General features: G+C 75.1%; 14 protein-coding genes. All 14 read right to left on the bottom strand.

Going from position 1 to position 18,148, the window contains the following annotated elements:
- Positions 1 to 324: 324 nt before the first annotated feature.
- On the bottom strand, positions 325 to 861 hold the full coding sequence (locus ACQUFX_RS07175) for a flavin reductase family protein (RefSeq protein ID WP_428965246.1): 537 nt from the start codon (positions 859 to 861) through the stop codon (positions 325 to 327).
- 59 nt (positions 862 to 920) lie between these two features.
- Complete coding sequence (locus ACQUFX_RS07170) at positions 921 to 1,733, bottom strand: DUF1684 domain-containing protein (protein WP_428965245.1); 813 nt, start codon at positions 1,731 to 1,733, stop codon at positions 921 to 923.
- A gap of 188 nt (positions 1,734 to 1,921) precedes the next feature.
- On the bottom strand, positions 1,922 to 2,302 hold the full coding sequence (gene mnhG / locus ACQUFX_RS07165) for a monovalent cation/H(+) antiporter subunit G (protein ID WP_428965244.1): 381 nt from the start codon (positions 2,300 to 2,302) through the stop codon (positions 1,922 to 1,924).
- Positions 2,299 to 2,565 (bottom strand): monovalent cation/H+ antiporter complex subunit F, encoded by a 267-nt coding sequence (locus ACQUFX_RS07160; protein ID WP_428965243.1) that lies wholly within the window; start codon positions 2,563 to 2,565, stop codon positions 2,299 to 2,301. Before ACQUFX_RS07160 ends, mnhG begins: the two co-directional genes overlap by 4 nt.
- On the bottom strand, positions 2,562 to 3,197 hold the full coding sequence (locus tag ACQUFX_RS07155; RefSeq protein ID WP_428965242.1) for a Na+/H+ antiporter subunit E: 636 nt from the start codon (positions 3,195 to 3,197) through the stop codon (positions 2,562 to 2,564). Before ACQUFX_RS07155 ends, ACQUFX_RS07160 begins: the two co-directional genes overlap by 4 nt.
- A complete protein-coding gene (locus ACQUFX_RS07150) occupies positions 3,194 to 4,768 on the bottom strand; it encodes a Na+/H+ antiporter subunit D (RefSeq protein ID WP_067364814.1) in 1,575 nt (524 codons plus the stop codon). The genes ACQUFX_RS07155 and ACQUFX_RS07150 overlap by 4 nt, the downstream gene beginning before the upstream one ends.
- Positions 4,765 to 5,250 carry a Na(+)/H(+) antiporter subunit C gene (locus ACQUFX_RS07145; protein ID WP_428965241.1) on the bottom strand — a complete coding sequence of 162 codons (486 nt, stop codon included), beginning with the start codon at positions 5,248 to 5,250 and terminating at the stop codon, positions 4,765 to 4,767. Before ACQUFX_RS07145 ends, ACQUFX_RS07150 begins: the two co-directional genes overlap by 4 nt.
- Positions 5,247 to 8,078, bottom strand: coding sequence for a Na+/H+ antiporter subunit A (locus ACQUFX_RS07140; RefSeq protein WP_428965240.1), 2,832 nt, complete (start codon positions 8,076 to 8,078; stop codon positions 5,247 to 5,249). Before ACQUFX_RS07140 ends, ACQUFX_RS07145 begins: the two co-directional genes overlap by 4 nt.
- Before the next feature lie 149 nt (positions 8,079 to 8,227).
- Positions 8,228 to 10,714 (bottom strand): ATP-dependent helicase HrpB, encoded by a 2,487-nt coding sequence (gene hrpB / locus ACQUFX_RS07135; protein ID WP_428965239.1) that lies wholly within the window; start codon positions 10,712 to 10,714, stop codon positions 8,228 to 8,230.
- On the bottom strand, positions 10,715 to 11,092 hold the full coding sequence (locus tag ACQUFX_RS07130) for a hypothetical protein (protein ID WP_428965237.1): 378 nt from the start codon (positions 11,090 to 11,092) through the stop codon (positions 10,715 to 10,717).
- A 455-nt stretch (positions 11,093 to 11,547) separates the two neighbouring features.
- Positions 11,548 to 12,543, bottom strand: a complete 996-nt coding sequence (locus ACQUFX_RS07125) for a DUF5954 family protein (protein ID WP_428965236.1) — start codon at positions 12,541 to 12,543, stop codon at positions 11,548 to 11,550.
- A gap of 80 nt (positions 12,544 to 12,623) precedes the next feature.
- On the bottom strand, positions 12,624 to 13,418 hold the full coding sequence (locus tag ACQUFX_RS07120) for a hypothetical protein (protein ID WP_428965235.1): 795 nt from the start codon (positions 13,416 to 13,418) through the stop codon (positions 12,624 to 12,626).
- Positions 13,419 to 13,535: 117 nt separating this feature from the next.
- A complete protein-coding gene (locus tag ACQUFX_RS07115; protein ID WP_428965234.1) occupies positions 13,536 to 14,513 on the bottom strand; it encodes an aldo/keto reductase in 978 nt (325 codons plus the stop codon).
- Positions 14,514 to 14,759: 246 nt separating this feature from the next.
- Positions 14,760 to 17,951, bottom strand: coding sequence for a condensation domain-containing protein (locus tag ACQUFX_RS07110; RefSeq protein ID WP_428965233.1), 3,192 nt, complete (start codon positions 17,949 to 17,951; stop codon positions 14,760 to 14,762).
- Between the last annotated feature and the right edge of the window lie 197 nt (positions 17,952 to 18,148).

The raw sequence follows: 18,148 nt of genomic DNA, 5'->3' as shown, positions 1-18,148 counted from the left end.
GTGCGGCCCGCGCCGGGCGACGGTGCCGGGCTACGGCGCGTTCCGGGCGGACGTACGGGACGGGAGCAGACGTGCCGGGGTGACGCGGACGGACCAAGGTGGTGGTGCCGGAGTGGACGTGCCAGGGTGGAGCGAAACGTGCCGGGCGGAGCCGAGGTGCGGGGCGGTGCGGATGTGCGGGGTGGGCGCGTGAGGTGCGCCGGACGGCAGGGCACAGCCGGGCCGGGACAGCGGGCGAGCGGCGTTTCGGGGCACAGCACACCGGCGCGGAGCCGGTGGTGGAACATGGGCGAGCCGGGCGGTCGGGGTCGCCGAACGGTCAGGCTACGGCCGGGCAGGCCGGGGTGCGGCCGTCGGGCCGAGCCCGGCGTACCGACCCCGATGATACAGCAGGGGCGAGCCGGAGCCGGCGTGCCGAACCAGCTCCGGCTCGGCCAGCACGATCGCGTGGTCCCCGGCGACGACCCGCTCCACCACCCGGCAGAGCAGCCAGGCCAGGGTGTCGTCGAGGATGGGCACGTCCTGCGGCCCCGGCTGCCAGCGGGTCCCGGCGAAGCGGTCGACGCCGCTGGTGGCGAAGCGGCTGGCGAGAGCCTGCTGGCGGTGGGAGAGCAGGTGCACCGCCACGTGCCGGGAGCCGGCCACGGTCGGCCAGCTCGACGAGCCGAGGTCGAGGCAGAACGACACCAGCGGCGGATCGAGCGACACCGACGTGAACGAGGTGGCGGTGAAGCCGACCGGGGGCGTGCCGGGGGCGGTCACCACCGTGACGGTGCTGGCCTGGTGCCGCAGCAGGGTGCGCAGCGAGTCGGCGTCGGCGTCGACGGGTGTGGCGGAGTGCGGGTCGAGGGACAAGGTCATCACGGTCCTCCCGGTGGCGGTGACCCCGCCGGCGCGGCGGGTGAGGGAAGAGTCGGCGCTCAGCCGCGCTCGTACGGGATCCGTTCGCCGGCCGTCACGGCGACCGGGAGCCGGTTCTCCGCCGGGGGCAGCGGACAGGTGGCGTGGTCGGTGTACGCGCAGGGCAGGTTCACCGCCCGGTTGAAGTCCAGCACCACCCCGCCGTCGGGGTCCGGAGGGTCGACCTGGAGGGACCGGTTCGCGGCGTACGTGGTGACGCCGGAGGTGGCGTCGGTGAACAACACGGTGAGGCTGCCCGGCGTCCGGCCGTTGAAGGCGGTCAGCGTCAGCGGCGTGCCGTCCACGGTGAACTCGATCCGGCCGGGGGCGTCGTAGACGTGGCTGAGCCCCGCCACGGCGGCGCCCACGGTGGTCGGGCGGGGCTCGGGGAAGGCGACGTACCGGCCCGTGCGCACCCAGCGCGGATCCGGCTCGAACGCCGGGGTGCCCCGGTAGTCGACCCGCAGCGGGTTGTCGGGATGGCGGGGGCGCAGGATGTCCCGCCCGCCCCGCCGGGCCACCTCGACCACGGCGTCACCGAAGGCGGCGGTGACCTCGGTGCGCTCGGCCAGCACGCCGAAGGTGTGCGCCCGCTCGACCGGCACCCCGTCGACGAGCAGCACCTCCCCCTCCGCGAGGGTCACCACCACCCCCTGCGGGCCGGTCCGCCACTGCCCGGGGGCGTCCGGGAAGCGCCGGGGCGTCGCGGACAGCCAGTAGAGCCCGGTGACGGCGAGGAACCCGTGCGGGTCGGCGAGGGCGGTCTCGTGCCGGCGGTGCCACTGCGCCCACTCCCGGGCGAACGCACCGGTCTCGACCTGGTCGATGCTCATGATCCTCCTCGCCTGGCGCATCGGCGGCTGGGAATCGAATCTAACCCGCAGCCCCAATTCTGCGCAATCCCTACAGGATAAGTAGGTAATTCCTCACCGGGCAATTCGGGGCAGAACGAACCGTCGCCGCGCGCAGCCGGCGGGCGACGGTCCGGGTGGGTGGGTGGGTGCAGGGACCGGTGGGCGGGTCAGCTCGGCGCGGCGCCGCGCTGACGGTCCTGGGTGATCCGGTCGATGTGGGCGGCGAGTTCGTCGGTGAGCAGCAGGTCGGTGCGGATCTGCTCGTCCGGGTACGCGGCCCGGCCGACCATGTGCGCCGCCACCGGGGCGGTGGCGAGCTGGAAGAGCCCGACCAGGACCAGCGTGGTGATGTCCACCCCGGTCCGCAGCCGCAGGCCGCAACCGACCAGCACCAGCAGCAGGCCGAGGACCTGCGGCTTGGCCGAGGCGTGCATCCGCGAGAGCAGGTCGGGGAAGCGCACGAGGGCGACCCCGGCGGCGAGGCAGAGCAGCGCGCCGGCGATGAGGCAGCCGGCGGCGACGATGTCCAGCACGGTGTCCACGCTCATCGGCTGTTGCTCTTCCGCGCGGCGAACCGGGCCACGCTGACCGAGCCGATGAACCCGAGGATGGCGAGGACCACCAGCACCGGCAGGGCGGTCGTGTCCCGGCTGTACGCGGCCTCGGTGGCGATGCCGGCGACCATGACCGCCAGCAGCACGTCGGTGGCGACCGCGCGGTCGAGGGTGGACGGCCCGCGCATCAGCCGGACCATGGTGAGCCCGCCGGCCACGGCGAGCAGGGCGGTGACGATCACGGCGACCACGGTCATCTCGCGGCTCCTTCCACGTCGGCGGCGGTGGACGGGGTGTGCGGGGCGGGCTCGGCCAGCCGGCGGCGCTCCTCCGGTGAGCCGATGGCGTTCACGATCCGCGCCTCCAGCTCCAGCACGCTGCGGCGGAACCGCTCCACCTCCTCCCGGCTCCGCACGTTGATCACGTGCACGTAGAGGGTGCCGGTGCTCCGGTCCACCTCCAGGATGAGGCTGCCGGGGACCAGCGACAGCGCCTCGGCGGTCAGGGTGAGGTTGAGGTCCGAGGTGACCCGCAGCGGCACGGCGATGATCGCGCTGCGCGGGGTGTGCCCGAAGCGCAGCGCCAACCAGGCGATCTCCGCGCTGGCCACCACCAGGTCGTAGAAGAACCGCAGCACGAACCGCAGCGACGGCAGCAGCCGGACCCGGCCGGAGAACTTCACCGGCGGCAGCGGGAAGACCGCCAGCACGATCAGCGCCACGACCAGGCCGCTGAGGATGTTGGCCCAGCTCAGGGTGCCCCAGAGCAGCACCCAGACGACGATCAGGCCGATCACCGCGGTGACCTTGTTGCGCCGCCGGTCGCGCGGGGTCAGCGGCGGGTTCGGCTGCTCGATCGTCTCCTGCGTCACGGTCGACTCGGCGCTCACGGCGTACCACCCGGGTAGACGGCTTCCACGTACGGTGCCCGCCGCATCAGGTCGTCGGCGGCGTCGGTGCTGATCTCGAAGAGCGGACCGGCCACCACGGTCAGCGCCAGCCCGAGCACCACCAGCGCGATGGTCGGCGCGACCATCAGCCGGGGCAGCATCGCCCCCGAGTACCCCTTGTCCGGCTCCTCGTACGGCTCGAGGGCGCCGGCCGAGCGGGTGGTGTGCGTGTCCTGCGGGCCGGGCATGTCCGGGTGCGGCGCCCGCCAGAAGGCCAGGTTCCACACCCGCGCGGTGGCGTAGAGGGTGAGCAGGCTGGTCAGCAGACCACCGGCGACCAGCGTCCAGGCCAGCGGCCCGCCGTCGTCCACCCCGGCCTGCACCAGGCCGAGCTTGCCCAGGAACCCGGAGAACGGTGGGATGCCGGCCAGGTTGAGCGCGGGGATGAAGAACAGCACGCCGAGCAGCGGGGAGAGCCGGGCCAGGCCGCCCAGCCGGTCCAGGGCGGTGCTGCCGCCCCGGCGTTCCACCAGACCGGCGGCGAGGAACAGGGTGGTCTGGATGGTGATGTGGTGCACCACGTAGAAGATCGCGGCGGAGAGCCCGAGCTGGGTGGTGAGCCCCACCCCGAACAGCATGTACCCGATGTGGCTGATCAGGGTGAACGACAACAGTCGTTTGATGTCGGACTGGGCGACCGCGCCGAGGATGCCGACGATCATGGTCAACCCGGCCACGACCAGCAGCAGGGTGGCGGTGCGCCCACCGGGGAAGAGCAGCGTCTCGGTCCGGATGATCGCGTACACGCCGACCTTGGTCAGCAGGCCGGCGAAGACGGCGGTGACCGGGGCCGGCGCGGTCGGGTAGCTGTCCGGCAGCCAGGCCGACAGCGGGAAGACCGCCGCCTTGATGCCGAAGGCGAGCAGCAGCATGCCCTGCAGCAGCAGACGCAGGTTGTCCGGCAGTGCGTCGAGCCGGTCCACGAGCTGGGCGAGGTTCAGCGTGCCGGTCGAGGCGTAGACCAGGCCGATCGCGATCAGGAAGATCAGCGAGGAGAGCAGGCTCACCACCACGTACGTGGTACCCGCCCGGATCCGGGTCTCGGTGCTGCCCAGGGTCAGCAGCACGTAGCTGGCGACCAGCAGGATCTCGAAGCCGACGTAGAGGTTGAACAGGTCACCGGAGAGGAACGCGTTGCAGACGCCGGCGGTCAGCACCAGGTACGTCGGGTGGTAGACCGACATCGGCGTCTCCTCGTCGCCGTCGGCCATACCCTGCCCGATGGAGTACACCAGCACGCAGAGCGTCACCGCGGCGGAGACCACCAGCATGAGCGCGGCGAGCTGGTCGGCGACCAGCACGATGCCCAGCGGCGCGGCCCAGCCGCCGACCGCCACCACCTGCGGGCCGTCGACCGTCGCGTAGAACAGCAGCAGGGCGGCCACCGCCACGGTGGCGGTGAGCACGGTGAGGCTGACCAGCCGTTGCAGGCGGGGCCGGCCGGCGAGCAGGAGGGCCAGCGCCGCGCCGAGCAGCGGCATGACCACCGGCAGGGGTACCAGGAACGTCACCGGGACCTCCCCGCGTCCTCGGCCGGGCGGCCGGCGCCGGCGGGCCGGTCGGGGCCGTCGGTCGGGTCGCCGTCGAGGTCGTCGCCGTCACCCTCGCCGATGTCGGCGGTGCCGGGGCCCTCGTCGCGGTCGGCCAGTTCCATGATGCGGCGGTCCTCCACGTCGTCCTGCACCTCGTCGTGCCCGACCAGGTGCCAGCTCCGGTACGCCAGGGCCAGCAGGAACGCGGTCATGCCGAGGGTGATCACGATGGCGGTGAGCACCATCGCCTGGGGCAGCGGGTCGCTCATCTCCCCTTCCGGGGTGGTGCCGACGATCGGCGCCCCGCCGGCCTTGCCACCGGTGAGCAGCAGCAGGTTGGCGCCGTTGCCGAGCAGGATGACGCCCATCAGCACCCGGGTCAGGCTGCGTTCCAGCAGCAGGGTGACGCCGGCGGCGAAGAGCACGCCGACCACCAGGACGTAGGTCAGGTTCGGGGTCACACCAGCTCCTTCGTCCGCACGTCGTCCTGCTCGGCCTCGGACTGACGGTCCATCTCGGCGCCGAGGCTGCGCAGGATGTCCAGCACCAGCCCGACCACGATCAGGTAGACACCGATGTCGAAGAACGCCGACGTCACGAAGTGGACCTTGCCCAGTACCGGTACGTAGAAGTCCAGCAGGGCGCTCTGCAGGAACTCGCCGCCGAGCAGCATGGCCGTCAGGCCCGTGCCGACCGCGACGAACAACCCGGCGCCCAGCACCGCGCCGGCGTCCACCGGCGCGGCGGCGTTCAGCTCGGTACGCCCGCCGGCCAGGTACCGCACGGCCAGCGCGAGGCCGGCGACCAGCCCGGCGGCGAACCCGCCGCCCGGGGCGTTGTGCCCGGAGAAGAGCAGGTACACCGAGAAGAGCACGATCGCGTGGAACAGCACCCGGGTGACCACCTGGAGGATGACCGACTGCCGGCGGGCCTCCGGGCCGGTGCCCATCTTCAGCCAGCGTGGACCGGCGGCGGGCTGCTCCCCCGCCTGGTGCGGGATGGCGCTGCGCTGGCCGAGGTCCCGGGTGCGCCGGAAGATCAGGCTGGCCACGCCGGTGGCGGCCACCACCAGCACGGCGATCTCGCCCATGGTGTCCCAGGCGCGGATGTCCACCAGGGTCACGTTGACCACGTTCTTGCCGCCGCCGTACGACACCGACTCCTCGGGGAAGGCGACGGAGATGGGGGTCGCCAGCCGGCCGCCGGCCGCGACGTACGCCATCCCGGCGGTCACCGCGCCGACCGCCACGCCGATCGCGATCCGGCCGCGCCGGCTGGAGCGGATCGGGCGTTCCGAGAACTTCGCCGGCAGCCGGCGCAGCACCAGCACGAACATCGCGATCGTGACGGTCTCCACCAGGAACTGCGTCAGCGCGAGGTCGGGGGCGCCGTGCAGGATGAACATCAGCGCGATGCCGTACCCGGAGACGCCGACCAGGATCATCGCGGTCATCCGGCGCAGCGCGCGGGCGGCGGAGACCGCCGCGACGATGATCACGGCGGCGGCGACCGCCTGCAACGGGGTGTCCCAGAGCTGGAAGTTCCGCGGCCACGGGCTGCCGGCCAGCAGCACGCCGCCGGGCAGGACGACCAGCACGACCAGGATCACGCCGAGGTAGAACGGCAGCGAACCACGCTGGGTGGCACCGGTCAGCTCCACCGCCAGCCGGTCCACCCCACCGATCACCTTGTGGTAGACCGAGGCGCCGTCGAACGGCAGCCGCAGCGCCGGGTGCAGCCGGTGCCGGTGCAGCAGGAAGAAGATCCCGACGCCGGTGGCCACGGCGAGCACCGACAGGCCGAGGGCGAGCGTGGGCCCGTGCCAGAGCGCCAGATGGTACGGCGTCTCGACGCTCGGGTACTGGTCGGCGTACGGGGCGAGCAGCCGGTCGATGGCGGGGGCGAACGCGCCGACGCCCAGGCTGCCGACGGCGAGCAGGGCCGGGGCGGCCAGGAACGCCCACCCGGGGCGGCCCGACTCGGTGGGCTGCACCCCCGGCTTGGTGGCGAAGGCGCCCCAGAGGAAGCGCAGCGTGTACGCGACGGTCAGCGCCGACCCGAGGATCAGGCCGGCCAGGACCAGCCGGTCACCGGCGTTGCCGTGCAGGAAGCCCTCGAAGGCGGCCTCCTTGGCGACGAACCCGGCCATCGGCGGGAGCCCGGCCATCGAGGCGGCGGCGAGCGTCGCCGTGACCGCCAGGGCGGGCGATCGGCGTCCGAGCCCGCTGAGCTCCCGCACGTCGCGGGTGCCGGTCTGGTGGTCGATGACCCCGACCACGAGGAAGAGGGTGGCCTTGAACAGCGCGTGGGCCAGCACCATCGCCACGCCGGCCAGCGCGGTGTCCCGGGTGCCGGCGCCGAGGACCACCATGAGCAGGCCGAGTTGGCTGACCGTGCCGTAGGCCAGCAGCAGTTTGAGGTCGACCTGACGCAGCGCCGACCAGGCGCCGAGGAACATGGTGATCAGACCACCGGCGAGCAGGGTCACCCGCCACGACGTGACGCCGACGACCGCCGGCCCCATCAGGGCGACCAGGAAGACACCGGCCTTGACCATGGCGGCGGCGTGCAGGTACGCGCTGACCGGGGTGGGCGCGGCCATCGCGCCGGGCAGCCAGAAGCTGAACGGGAAGATCGCCGACTTGCTCAGCGCGCCGAGCAGGATGAGCACCAGGGCGACGGCCAGGTACGTGCCGCCGGGCAGGTCCTGGGCGACCTCGGACCACCGGTAGGTGCCCGCGTGCTGCCCGAGCATGATGAACCCGGCGAGCATCGCCAGGCCGCCGAGGGTGGTCACCAGCAGGGCCTGCATCGCCGCGCGGCGGCTGGACCGCTTGGCCGGGTCGTACCCGATCAGCAGGTACGAGAAGACGGTGGTCAGCTCCCAGAAGACGTAGAGGAGCACCAGGTCGTCGGAGACGACCAGCCCCAGCATGGCCCCGGCGAACGCGACGAAGACGGCGGCGAACCGGCCCAGGCCGGGATCTCCGGCGGTGAAGTACCGGGCGCTGTAGGCCAGCACCAGCGCGCCGACGCCGCCGACGAGCACCACCATCAGCCAGGCGAGGGTGCCCATCCGCAGGGCGATCTCCAGCCCGACCTGCGGCACCCAGGGGACGGTCTCGACCACCGGGTCGCCGCCCCGGACCTGGTTGGTGTGGGCCAGCGCCCAGCCGAACGTCGCCGCCGGGGGCAACGCCACGAGGTACAGCGCCCGGGGGCCCCATCTACGCACCAGCGCCGGGGCGACCACGGCTGCCAGCGCATGGACCGCCACCAGAACCAGCACACAACCTCCCCAAAGATCAACAGACGGTGCCACTACCCTACCGGGGTACACCCCGAACCGCACAGGTCGTGACCCAGGTCATCGGTGTGAAGGTTGTTAAAGAGTTGGGTCGGGCCGGAAAACCGACGGTACCTGGGACCGGTTCCCGGTCAGCCTCCCGACCGTCGGCGGGGCGCGGCCCGCCGGGTGGGCACGGCGGTGGCCGGGTCCGCCGGCCACGGATGCCGGGGGTACCGGCCCCGCAGCTCGGCGCGCACCTGCGGGTACCCGGTGCGCCAGAAGGAGGGCAGGTCGCCGGTGACCGCCGCCGGCCGCCCGGCGGGCGAGAGCAGGTGCAGCAGCAGGGGCACCCGGCCGTCGCCCAGCCGGGGCGCCTCGGTCCAGCCGAACACCTCCTGCACCTTCACCGCGAGCACCGGCGCCTGCGGGTCGGTGTAGTCGACCCGGATCCGCGAGCCGCTGGGCACCTCGACCCGCTCCGGCGCCACCTCGTCGAGGCGGGCGGCCTGCGGCCAGGGCAGCAGCCGGCGCAGCGCGCCGACCAGGTCCACCCGGGCCAGGTCGGCGCGGCGGCGGGCCCGGGACAACTCCGGGGCCAGCCACCGGTCGGCGGCGGCGAGCAGCGCGGCGTCGGAGACGTCCGGCCAGGGTTCGCCGAGGACCGCCCGGCAGAAGGCGAGCCGCTGCCGCAGCGCCACCGCCTCCCGTGACCAGGACAGCAGGCCCGTCCCCTCGGTGCGCAGCCCGGCCAGCAGCGCCGCGCGGAGCAGGTCCGGGTCGGGTTCCGGCAGGGGGCGTTCGACCAGGGTGACCGCGCCGAGCCGGTCCACCCGCCGGGCCACCACGTCCCCGTCGACCCAGGCCACCTCCGTGGTCTCGGCCCGCAGCCCGGCCCCGGCCTGCCGGGCGGTCGCCTCGTCCAGCGGCGCGGCGAGGCGGATCCGCGCGGTGGGGGCCCCCGGCGCCCGGTCCGCGGCGGCGACGGCCAGCCAGTCGGCCCCGGCCAGCCGGGTGCCCGGCGCCAGGTCCGCGGCGGTCCCGGCGGCCATCAGGTACGCCGTACCGCCCGGCTGGCGGCGGCGGGCCAGCCGTTCCGGGTACGCGAGCCCGACGACGAGCGCGGTGGCCAGGTCGTCCGGCAGCGGCGTACCCGGGACCGAGGACAGCAGCCGGGTCAGTCGCCGTACCTCCTGCCGCCAGGGGCCGGAGCGCTCGACGCGGCGCCGCCGCAGCGCCGCGACCAGGTCGTCGCTGTCGGCGCCGGAGCTCTCCTCGGCGAGCAGGGCGACCACCTCGGCGGCCCGCTGCGTGCCCACCGCCGGCACCCCGTCGAGCAGCGCGCGGGCCAGCCGGGGGTGGGTGCCCGCCTCGGCGATGGCCCGCCCCCGCCCGGTTACCCGACCGGCGTCGTCCAGGGCGCCGAGGGCGTGCAGGCTGCTCCGGGCGGCCCGCAGCGCACCGGCCGGCGGCGGGTCCGGCAGGGCGAGCCCGCTGCCGTCGGGGTGCCCCCACAGCGCCAGGTCGAGCGCGAACCCGGTGAGGTCGGCGACGGCGATCTCCGGCTCGGGCTGGGCGGGCAGCCGCTCGTGCTGCGCCGCCGACCAGCACCGGTAGACCCGGCCGGGCCCCTCCCGGCCGGCACGCCCGGCCCGCTGCGTCGCCGACGCCCGGGAGACCGCGACGGTGACCAGGGTGCCCAGACCCCGGGCGTGGTCGGTGCGCGGCACCCGGCTGAGTCCGGCGTCGACCACCGCCCGGACCCCGGGGACGGTCAGGCTGCTCTCGGCGACGGCGGTGGCGAGCACGACCCGGCGGCGCGGGCCGGGCCGCAGCGCGGCGTCCTGCGCGGCGGACTCCTGCCGGCCGTGCAGGGTGACCACCGCCACGTCCAGCCCGGTCAGCCGGGCGGCCACCGCGTTCAGTTCCCGCGCGCCGGGTAGGAAGACCAGCACGTCGCCGGGGCCGTCGCCGAGGGCCCGCCGGACGGTCGCCGCGACGTGCTCCAGCAGGCGGGGGTCGACCCGGGTGCCGTGCGGCGGGTCGACCGGCCCGGCCGGCGGGCACCAGTGCACCGCCACCGGGTACGTCACCGCCCGCGCCTCGACCACCGGGGCGTCGAGCACCTGCGCCAGCCGGGTCGCCTCGACGGTCGCCGAGGTGGCCAGCAGCCGCAGGTCGGGACGGAGGGTGGCGCGGACCTCGGTGGTGAAGGCGAGCGCGAGGTCGGAGTCGAGGTGCCGTTCGTGGCACTCGTCGAGCACCACGGCGTCGACCCCGGCCAGGTCCGGGTCGCGGTGCAGCCGCCGGACCAGGACCCCGGTGGTGACCACCTCGACCCGGGTGGCCGGCCCGACCCGGCGGTCGCCCCGCACCGTGTACCCGACGAGCCCACCGACCGGCTCGCCGAGCAGCGCGGCCATCCGGCGGGCCGCCGCGCGGGCCGCCACCCGGCGTGGTTCGGCGACCACCACCCGCCCGGCGCCGGCGTCGGCCAGGGCGAGCGGGACCAGGGTGGTCTTGCCGGTGCCGGGGGGCGCGACCAGCACCGCCGCGCCGGCGGTGGCGAGCGCGTCGGCGAGGTCGGGCAGGGCGTGCCGGACGGGCAGGTCGGCGATCAGGTCGGCGGCGGGCAGCACTCAGCCAGTGTGGCGCAACCCCACGCCGGCCCGGCGCAGGGCCGGGTGGCGCAGCGCGGCCGGGGCGGCGACGGCGAGCACGGCGGCACCGACGGCCAGCGCCCCGGTCACCACGACCATCGCCACGGCGGTCCCGACCAGGACCCGGCCGGGGCCCACCCGGTCGGCCACCGCCCCGCCGACGAGCACCAGCAGCACCCGGGGCAGGTTGGTCGCGGTCAGCACCAGCCCGGCGAGCAGCCCGCCCTCCCCCGCCGCCACCCAGGCGGAGGCGAAGGCGAGGACCTGGGTACCGGTCAGGGCCAGCCCGGTGCCACCCAGCCACGCCCAGTACCCGCCGGGCACCACCCCGTCGGGCTCGCCTCGCCACCCCACCACCCGGTCCCCCGATCCCGTCGCGTCCGTCCCTGCGGGACTCTGCGACCTCGACCGGGTGGAGGGTCAACCCGACCGGGCGGTCCGTGACGGGGGCAGGCGGTGGGACCGCCCCGTGACCGGGCGGGGCGGAAGCGACGGAGCGGGCCGGGCAGCCCCTGGACGCAGGGCCGTCGCCGTCCGGCGTACGGATGTGGCCGTCCTTTCGGACTGCCCCGTCGGTGGGACCGCGCCGGCGCGTTCCCCGTCGTTTCCCGGCCGCCGTCCCACCGGGCGCTCCGGTCCGCAGGACCGGCGCGCCCGTCGGGTCGCCCGGTGACCGCCGCGCGCTCCCCCGGTCTCTGGTCGGCCTCCGCAACGGCGCGGCGGCCCGGAGAGTCCGCCCCGTTTTCCGGGGCAGTTCGACAGGCGGTACCCACCGATACCGCTGGCCGCCACCGACCGACCGTAGGGCCGGGTTACTCCGGGTCGGGCAGCAGGCCCTGGGCCCGCAGGTGCGCGCAGTGCGCCTGCGGCGGGGGCTCCGGGTCGTGGTCGGACGGTCGGGGCCCCTCGGGGCCGTCGGGGCCGAAGCGGAGCAGGATCTCGATCCGGGTCACCCGGAACCGGCGGCCGAGCACCGTCACCTCGTCGGCCCGGGTCGCGTCGACGTCGGCCGCGGCCCGCGCGTACGCCCGGGTCTCCGCCGCCGTCGGGGTACGCAGCCGGGGGACCAGGTACCGGAAGCCGAAGGTCATCAGGTCCCGGGCGGCCTGCGGGCTGGCCACCGCCGCGCTGTCCGGCTGCCACCGCCCGTCGACGTACTCGGCGACGGCGTACCGGGTGGGGAGGATGACCGCCCCGGGGTGGGTACGCACGGCGCGGACGCTGTCGGCGTACACCTGCGCGGGCACCCCGGACCGGGGATAGTGCGCGGTCAGCACCTCGGCCTTGAGCAGCGCGTGGGCCAGGCCGGTCGGCTCGTCGGGGCTCACCACCAGCCCCTCGGTCCGGCCCGGGTCGGCGCCCGTGCCGCCGGGCGGCAGCGGGTCGGGGTCGGTCGGCCGGGGCGGCTCCGGCCCGTCGGCGCCGAACCGGGCGAACGTGTCGGTCCGCACGATCCGGTACCGGCGGCCGGCGACGGTCACCTCGTCGACCTTCTCCCAGTCGAGGACGTCACCGACCGCGTCGAGTTCCGCGGCGAGCGCCGGCTCGGTGACGGTCGTCCGGCGGATCCGCAGCCGCTCGGCCAGCGCGTCGCGGGCCCCCTGCGGGGTGTACTCGTCGAGCGCGTCCAGTCGCCACCGACCGTCCGGAAGCTCCTCGGCGTGCCCGAAGAGCGGCCCGCCCAGCCGTACGGTCGGGTAGTCGACGGCCCGACGGGCGGCGTCGTCCTCGGTCACCGCGCTCACCGGGTCGTCCCGGCGGGCGACCCGGATCACCGACACCGGCGGCATCACCTCATCGTCACGCACGCCGTACAGTCTGTACATCTTCCGGGGAAAGGCCAACGCCGACGCGCCGGGCCGGATGCCCTGGTCAGCGGGTCAGCGGGTCAGGAGAAGCGTTCCCGGGTGACCGGGACGAGCCCCTGGCGGCGCAGCGTGGCGGTCAGCGACCGCAGCATCGGGGCGACGCCGTCGTCGGGCGCCCCGGCGAGGTCGACGGTGACGTCCAGGCACCACGCCGCGCCCGCGCCGACGCGGCGCACCTCCCAGGTGTACGCGTCGTCGCCGACCCGCAGCCGGGCGGTGCCGAGCACCCGGGCCTGCGGGTGCTCCGCGTCGTCCCGGATCGCCATCCGCCACGTCCGCTGCACCTCGGCCAGCCCGTCGCGGGTCAACGCGTTGGCGAACAGCACCCGGTACACCCGGGTGTCGTGGTACCCGGGAGTGACCTCGCCGCCCAGCCGCAGCGGCGGGCTGGTCGGCAACGGCGGGCCGGCGCCGAGGTGACCGCGCAACGCCGCCTCAACGGGCAGCCCACCACCGGTGAGCCGGCGGTGCAGCAGGTCGGCCCCGTCCCGCTCCACGGGGACGATCCGGCCCCGGGCCCCGGCGTCGGCGCGGATCGCCCGGCTGAACCCCGACGCGCCCCGCCAACCGGGCTCCCCCGCCAGCCAGCCGGCACTGTCCAGCCGCACCGCCGCGTGGTCGGCGCCGTACACGAACTCCTCGACGAGGATCCCGGTCGGCGGCCCGGCACCGGGACCGCCGGCGGGGTGGACCAGGTAGTAGTCCAGCCCGCCGCGACTCCCGTCGGGGCCGGACGGCCCGGCGGCCACCGTCGCGGGCTCGACAGCCACCCCGGAGCCCTCGACCGGGTGGTCCACCGCACCGTCCTGCCCCACGCACCACGTCCCCACAGGGACATTCTGGACCACCGGCACCCGCCGGGAGCGCCGACACGGCCACGGCCCGACCGGCGACCTGGCACCCGGGCGTCGGGACGGGGCGGGTCGGTGCCCTCACGGCGTGGGGACGTCCTCGGGGAGCAGGCCGGAGCGTTTCAGGTCGGCCCAGAGCGCCCCCGGGATGTGCCACTCGAACATGGTGACGTTGTCGGCGATCTGTCCCGGGTCCCGCGCGCCGACCACGACGCTGGCCACCGCCGGGTGGCCGAGCGGGAACTGGATGGCTGCGGCCCGCAGCGGCACCCCGTGCCGGTCGCAGACCCGCCGGATGGCCTGGGCCCGTGCGAGCAGCGTCCGGTCGGCGGGCAGGTAGTCGTAGTACGCGCCGGGTCGCGGGTCGGCCAACAGACCGGAGTTGTACACCCCGGCGGCGAGAACGGCGATGCCCCGGTCCTGGCACAGCGGCAGCAGGTCGGCCAGGCCGGACTGGTCCAGCAGGGTGTAGCGGCCGGCGAGCATGAAACAGTCGAAGTCGGCGGCGCGGGCCAGGTCCACCAGCATCGGGGCCTGGTTCATCCCGGCGCTGACCGCGCCGATCTCACCGGTCGCGCGCAGTTCGGCCAGCGCCGGGTACGCCCCGCGCAGCGCCTCGGGCAGGTGGTCGTCCGGGTCGTGGATGTGGGCGATGTCGATCCGGTCCAGGCCGAGCCGGTCCAGGCTCTCCGCGTACGACCGGCGGACCCCCCCGTAGCTGAAGTCGAAGCGCGGGGTCAGGTCGGTGGGCTCGGCCCAGAGGTCCTGGGTGTCGGCGCCGCCGGGCACCAGCAGCCGGCCCACCTTGGTCGAGAGGGTGAACTCGGCGCGTGGTTTGCCGGCGAGCACCGCGCCGGCCCGCCGCTCGGACAGACCGCAGCCGTACAGCGGGGCGGTGTCGAAGTAGCGCAGCCCGAGGTCCCAGGCCGTCTCCACGGTCACCCGGGCGGCGGCGTCCCCGACCGCCTCGTACAGCCCGCCGATCGGGGCGAGCCCGAATCCCAGCCGGGTCACCGGCACCCCGGTCCGTCCCAGCAGCGCCGTGTCCGTCGCCCGCATCCGGCCGCCTCCCGCCCCGTCGTGGCCTGTCCGCTGACCCGACGGGGGAGACCGGCCCGTCACCGGCGCTGCAAATTTCCCATAGGGTATTGCTTGACCGTGTTTAGTCGGTCCAGTGAGGACAGTCAAGGGCCGGATGGCCCCCGTGGCCGTACTCCGTTTCCGTCCCTGGCAGGCCCGACCCCGGGCCGGGTCGGGTGGACGCGCCGGAGCCCGGCCCGACCCGGCCGCGCGGGGTGGTGCGGCTCAGCGGGACGGCAGCCAGGGCCAGGGCACGTCGCGGAAGGCCGCCTCGACCAGCAGTTCCTCGACCGCGCGCAACAGCCGCTCGGCCCGGTCCGGCGGCAGGTAGCAGGTGTCGGCGGTGATCACCAGTTCCACCGCGCCGGGGGCGTCGACCACCTGGATGCGGCACCGCCAGGCGAACCTGTCCAGCGGGTCCAACCAGGTGAACGCGCTCCGGGTGGCGGCGGCCCGCAGGGCCGGCTCGTCCGGTCCGGCCGGGTCCGGCTCCGCGCCGACGGGGAGCCGGATGTCGTTGAAGAAGCAGAACGGCGCGAGGGCCGTCCCGTAGTCGTGCCCGATGTCGGCGAAGCCCTTCTCCATCGCCCGGGGGTCGTAGTAGGCGTGCCGGTACCCGTCCAGCGCCGCCCGCCCGGTGCGGGCCAGCACCTCGGCGAAGCCGGGGCGGTCGGCCAGGTCGACCAGGCAGAACCCGAGCTGGTTCAGCTTGCTGATCGCCGTGGCGTACTCCGGCTGGAACCGGTTGTTGGCCATCGAGAAGATGCCGCAGACCTCCTGCCCACCGGTCCCGGCGATCACCGCGGCGGTGGCCGCGAGCAGGACCGTCGAGGTGGTGGCCCGGTGCCGGGCGGCGACCAGCCGGGCCGCCGGGTCGATCGCGGTACTGACCAGGGAACCCCGCCGGTACCGGGGGGTGAGCACCGCGCCGGCCGGCTCGAACGTCGCCACCGGCAGCCGCCCGAACTGCCGCGACCAGTACGCGACCGCCCGGTCGCAGCGGCGCTGCTCGATGGTCCGTTCCCGCTCGGCCACGTCCAGGGACTGCACGCCGGGCCCGGCGGGGCAGCGGCCCCGCAGCAGGAGCATCCGCAGGTCCCGCAGGACCAGTTCGGCGGCGTGGAAGTCCACCGTCGAGTGGCTGAAGACGACCACCACGTGCCGGACCAGCCCGTCGACCACCACCAGCGCGGCCCGTATCGGCCAGTGCGCCGCGTGGTCGAACGGCGGGTCGCCGATCTCCTCGGCGAGCGTGCGGGCGGTCGCCCCGCCGTCCGGGTCGGTCACCGCGTCGGCGGTCCACACCGGGACCGGCAGCCGTCCCTCGGCCTCGGCCACCTGGCACAGTTCGCCGTCGCGTACCCGGATCCGGGTACGCAGCGACTCGTGCCGGCCGACCAGGTCGCCGAGGGCCCGTACCGCCCGGGGCACGTCGACGGCCGCGCGACGGGACAGGGTCAGGGAACGGCGGAGGTTGAGCACGCTGCGCTGCGGCGACTCGAACTCGACCACGGCCCGCCACATCGCCCGCTGTCCCCAGGTGAGCGGGCCGGTCCGCGCGGTCCCGCCACCGAACGGGGCGTACACCGGCTCGTCGGCCCCGAAGCCGACCGGGCCGGTCGGTGCCGTCCGGGTCGCGCCCGACCCGACCGGCGCGGTCGTGACGGGTGGACCGTCGGCCCACCGGGACGGTACGGGGCCGCCGGTCCACCCGGGAGCGGCCACGGTCCCCGCACCGCCCGCCTCGACGCCGTCCGGACCGGCACCGTCCGCGCCGGCACCGTCCGCACCGGCAGGGGGCGACTCGACGGGGGCCGGGCCGACGGGCCCCGCAGCGGTGGGACGAGGCGCGACAAGGGCCGGGGCGGTGGGCTCCGGGGCGGCGGGGCCTGCCACGCCTGCGGCGGGGGCGACGGGGTGGGGTGCGGCGGGGGCCGAATCGGCGGAAGGCGGGGGCGGGCCGGCGTCCGGGCCGACGTCAGCGCGGGCGTCCGGACCGGCGTCGGCGCCGGGACGGGCCGGCCTCGGGGACCAGGGCCACGGGACGTCCCGGAAGGCCGCCCGGACCAGCAGTTCCTCCAGGTCGCGCAGGAACGGCTCGACGTCGTCGGGCAGGACGTGCCGGGTGTCGACGCTGAGCGTGACACCGACCGCGCCCGGCTCGTCCACGACGTGCGCGAGCAGGTGCCAGGAGGCCCGGTCCAGGCCCCGGACCCAGGAGAAGGTGCTGCGCCGGGTCGCGGCCCGGAGCCCGGCCTCGGTCTCCCCCGTCGGGTGGGCTGCGGCCTCCCCGCCGGCCAACCGGACGTCGTTGAAATAGTGATACGGCAGAAAGGCGCTGCCGTAGTCGTACCCTAGATCGGTAAAGGCCCGGCGCAGCGCCGCCGCATCGTAATAGGCGTGCCGATATGCGTCGAACGCGGCCTGCCACACCCGGGGCAACAGGTCGGCGAAGGTCGGCCGCCCGGACAGGTCGACCACCCCGAAACCGATCTGGCCGATATTGGCGACCGCCTGCGCGTAATCTGGTCGAAATCGGTTGTGGGCCATGGGGAAGAACCCGCACGGGCCGGGCTCCCGGTCCCGCACCGTCAGCGCCGTCAGGCCGGCCAGCAGCACCGTCGACGTGGTCACCCGGTGCCGGGCGGCGACCAGCCGGGCGGCCCGGTCCAGCGCCGACGAGACCAGTTCGCCCCGGTGCAGGCGGGGGGTGAGTTCGGGGCCCACCACCGGCAGGTCGCGCCGGGGCAACCGGTGGTACTCCCGTAGCCAGTACTCGATCGCCCGCTGCGAGCGGCGCTGGTCCACGCCCTGCTGGTGCTGGGCGACGCGCACCGACTGCGGGCCGGCCGGTGCCGCCAGGGCGCCGCGCAGCAGGAGCAGCCGCAGGTCCCGCAGCACGATGTCGACCGCGTGCGCGTCCACCGTGGAGTGGCTGAACACCAGGACGATCTGGCGTACCCGGTCGGCCACGAGGACCAGGGCGATCCGCACCGGCCACTCGTCGGCGTGGTCGAAGGCCACGTCGCCCAGTCGGGCCGCGGTGGCCCGGGCCGCCTCGCCGCCGTCGCCCTCACCGGGGACGACCAGCAGCGGCATCGCGCCCGCCGGTGCGGCCTCCTGGCGCAGGCCGTCCCCGCCGGGCCGGACCCGGGTCCGCAGCGAGGCGTGCCGGGCGACCAGCGCGCCGACCGCCCGGGTGACGCTGGTCAGGTCGGCGGCGACCCGCTCCGAGACGGCGAGGGTACGGCGCAGGTTCATGAACAGGTGATTGGACCGGGACAGCGCGTTGGCCCGCCACATCACCTGCTGCCCCCAGGTCAGTGGCGCTGTCTCCAGACGTCCACTCTGGAATTGGGCATGGAGCAGCCATTCCGAGGCCCACTCGTCCGGCACTACGGCATCCGCGAATCGCATTCCTGACCGTACGATGGCGGGCAACGGCGCAGATCGATCGTTTGGTTTCTCCGACATGCGCCGTTCAGGCCATACCGTTGCGTCGTTTGCAGTGGGCAGACTACTTGCTCCGCACGCCCCCGAGCGAAAAGGCCATCGGCGTGACCAATGTTGACGTACCGGCGCGGGTCACCCCTACCCCGCCGAAACGGACCATT

This window comes from Micromonospora fluostatini, assembly GCF_050410825.1.
Taxonomy (GTDB): Bacteria; Actinomycetota; Actinomycetes; order Mycobacteriales; family Micromonosporaceae; genus Micromonospora; species Micromonospora rosaria.
Note: the sequence above shows the minus strand (reverse complement) of the source record. Positions and strands in the feature narration are given on the sequence as shown.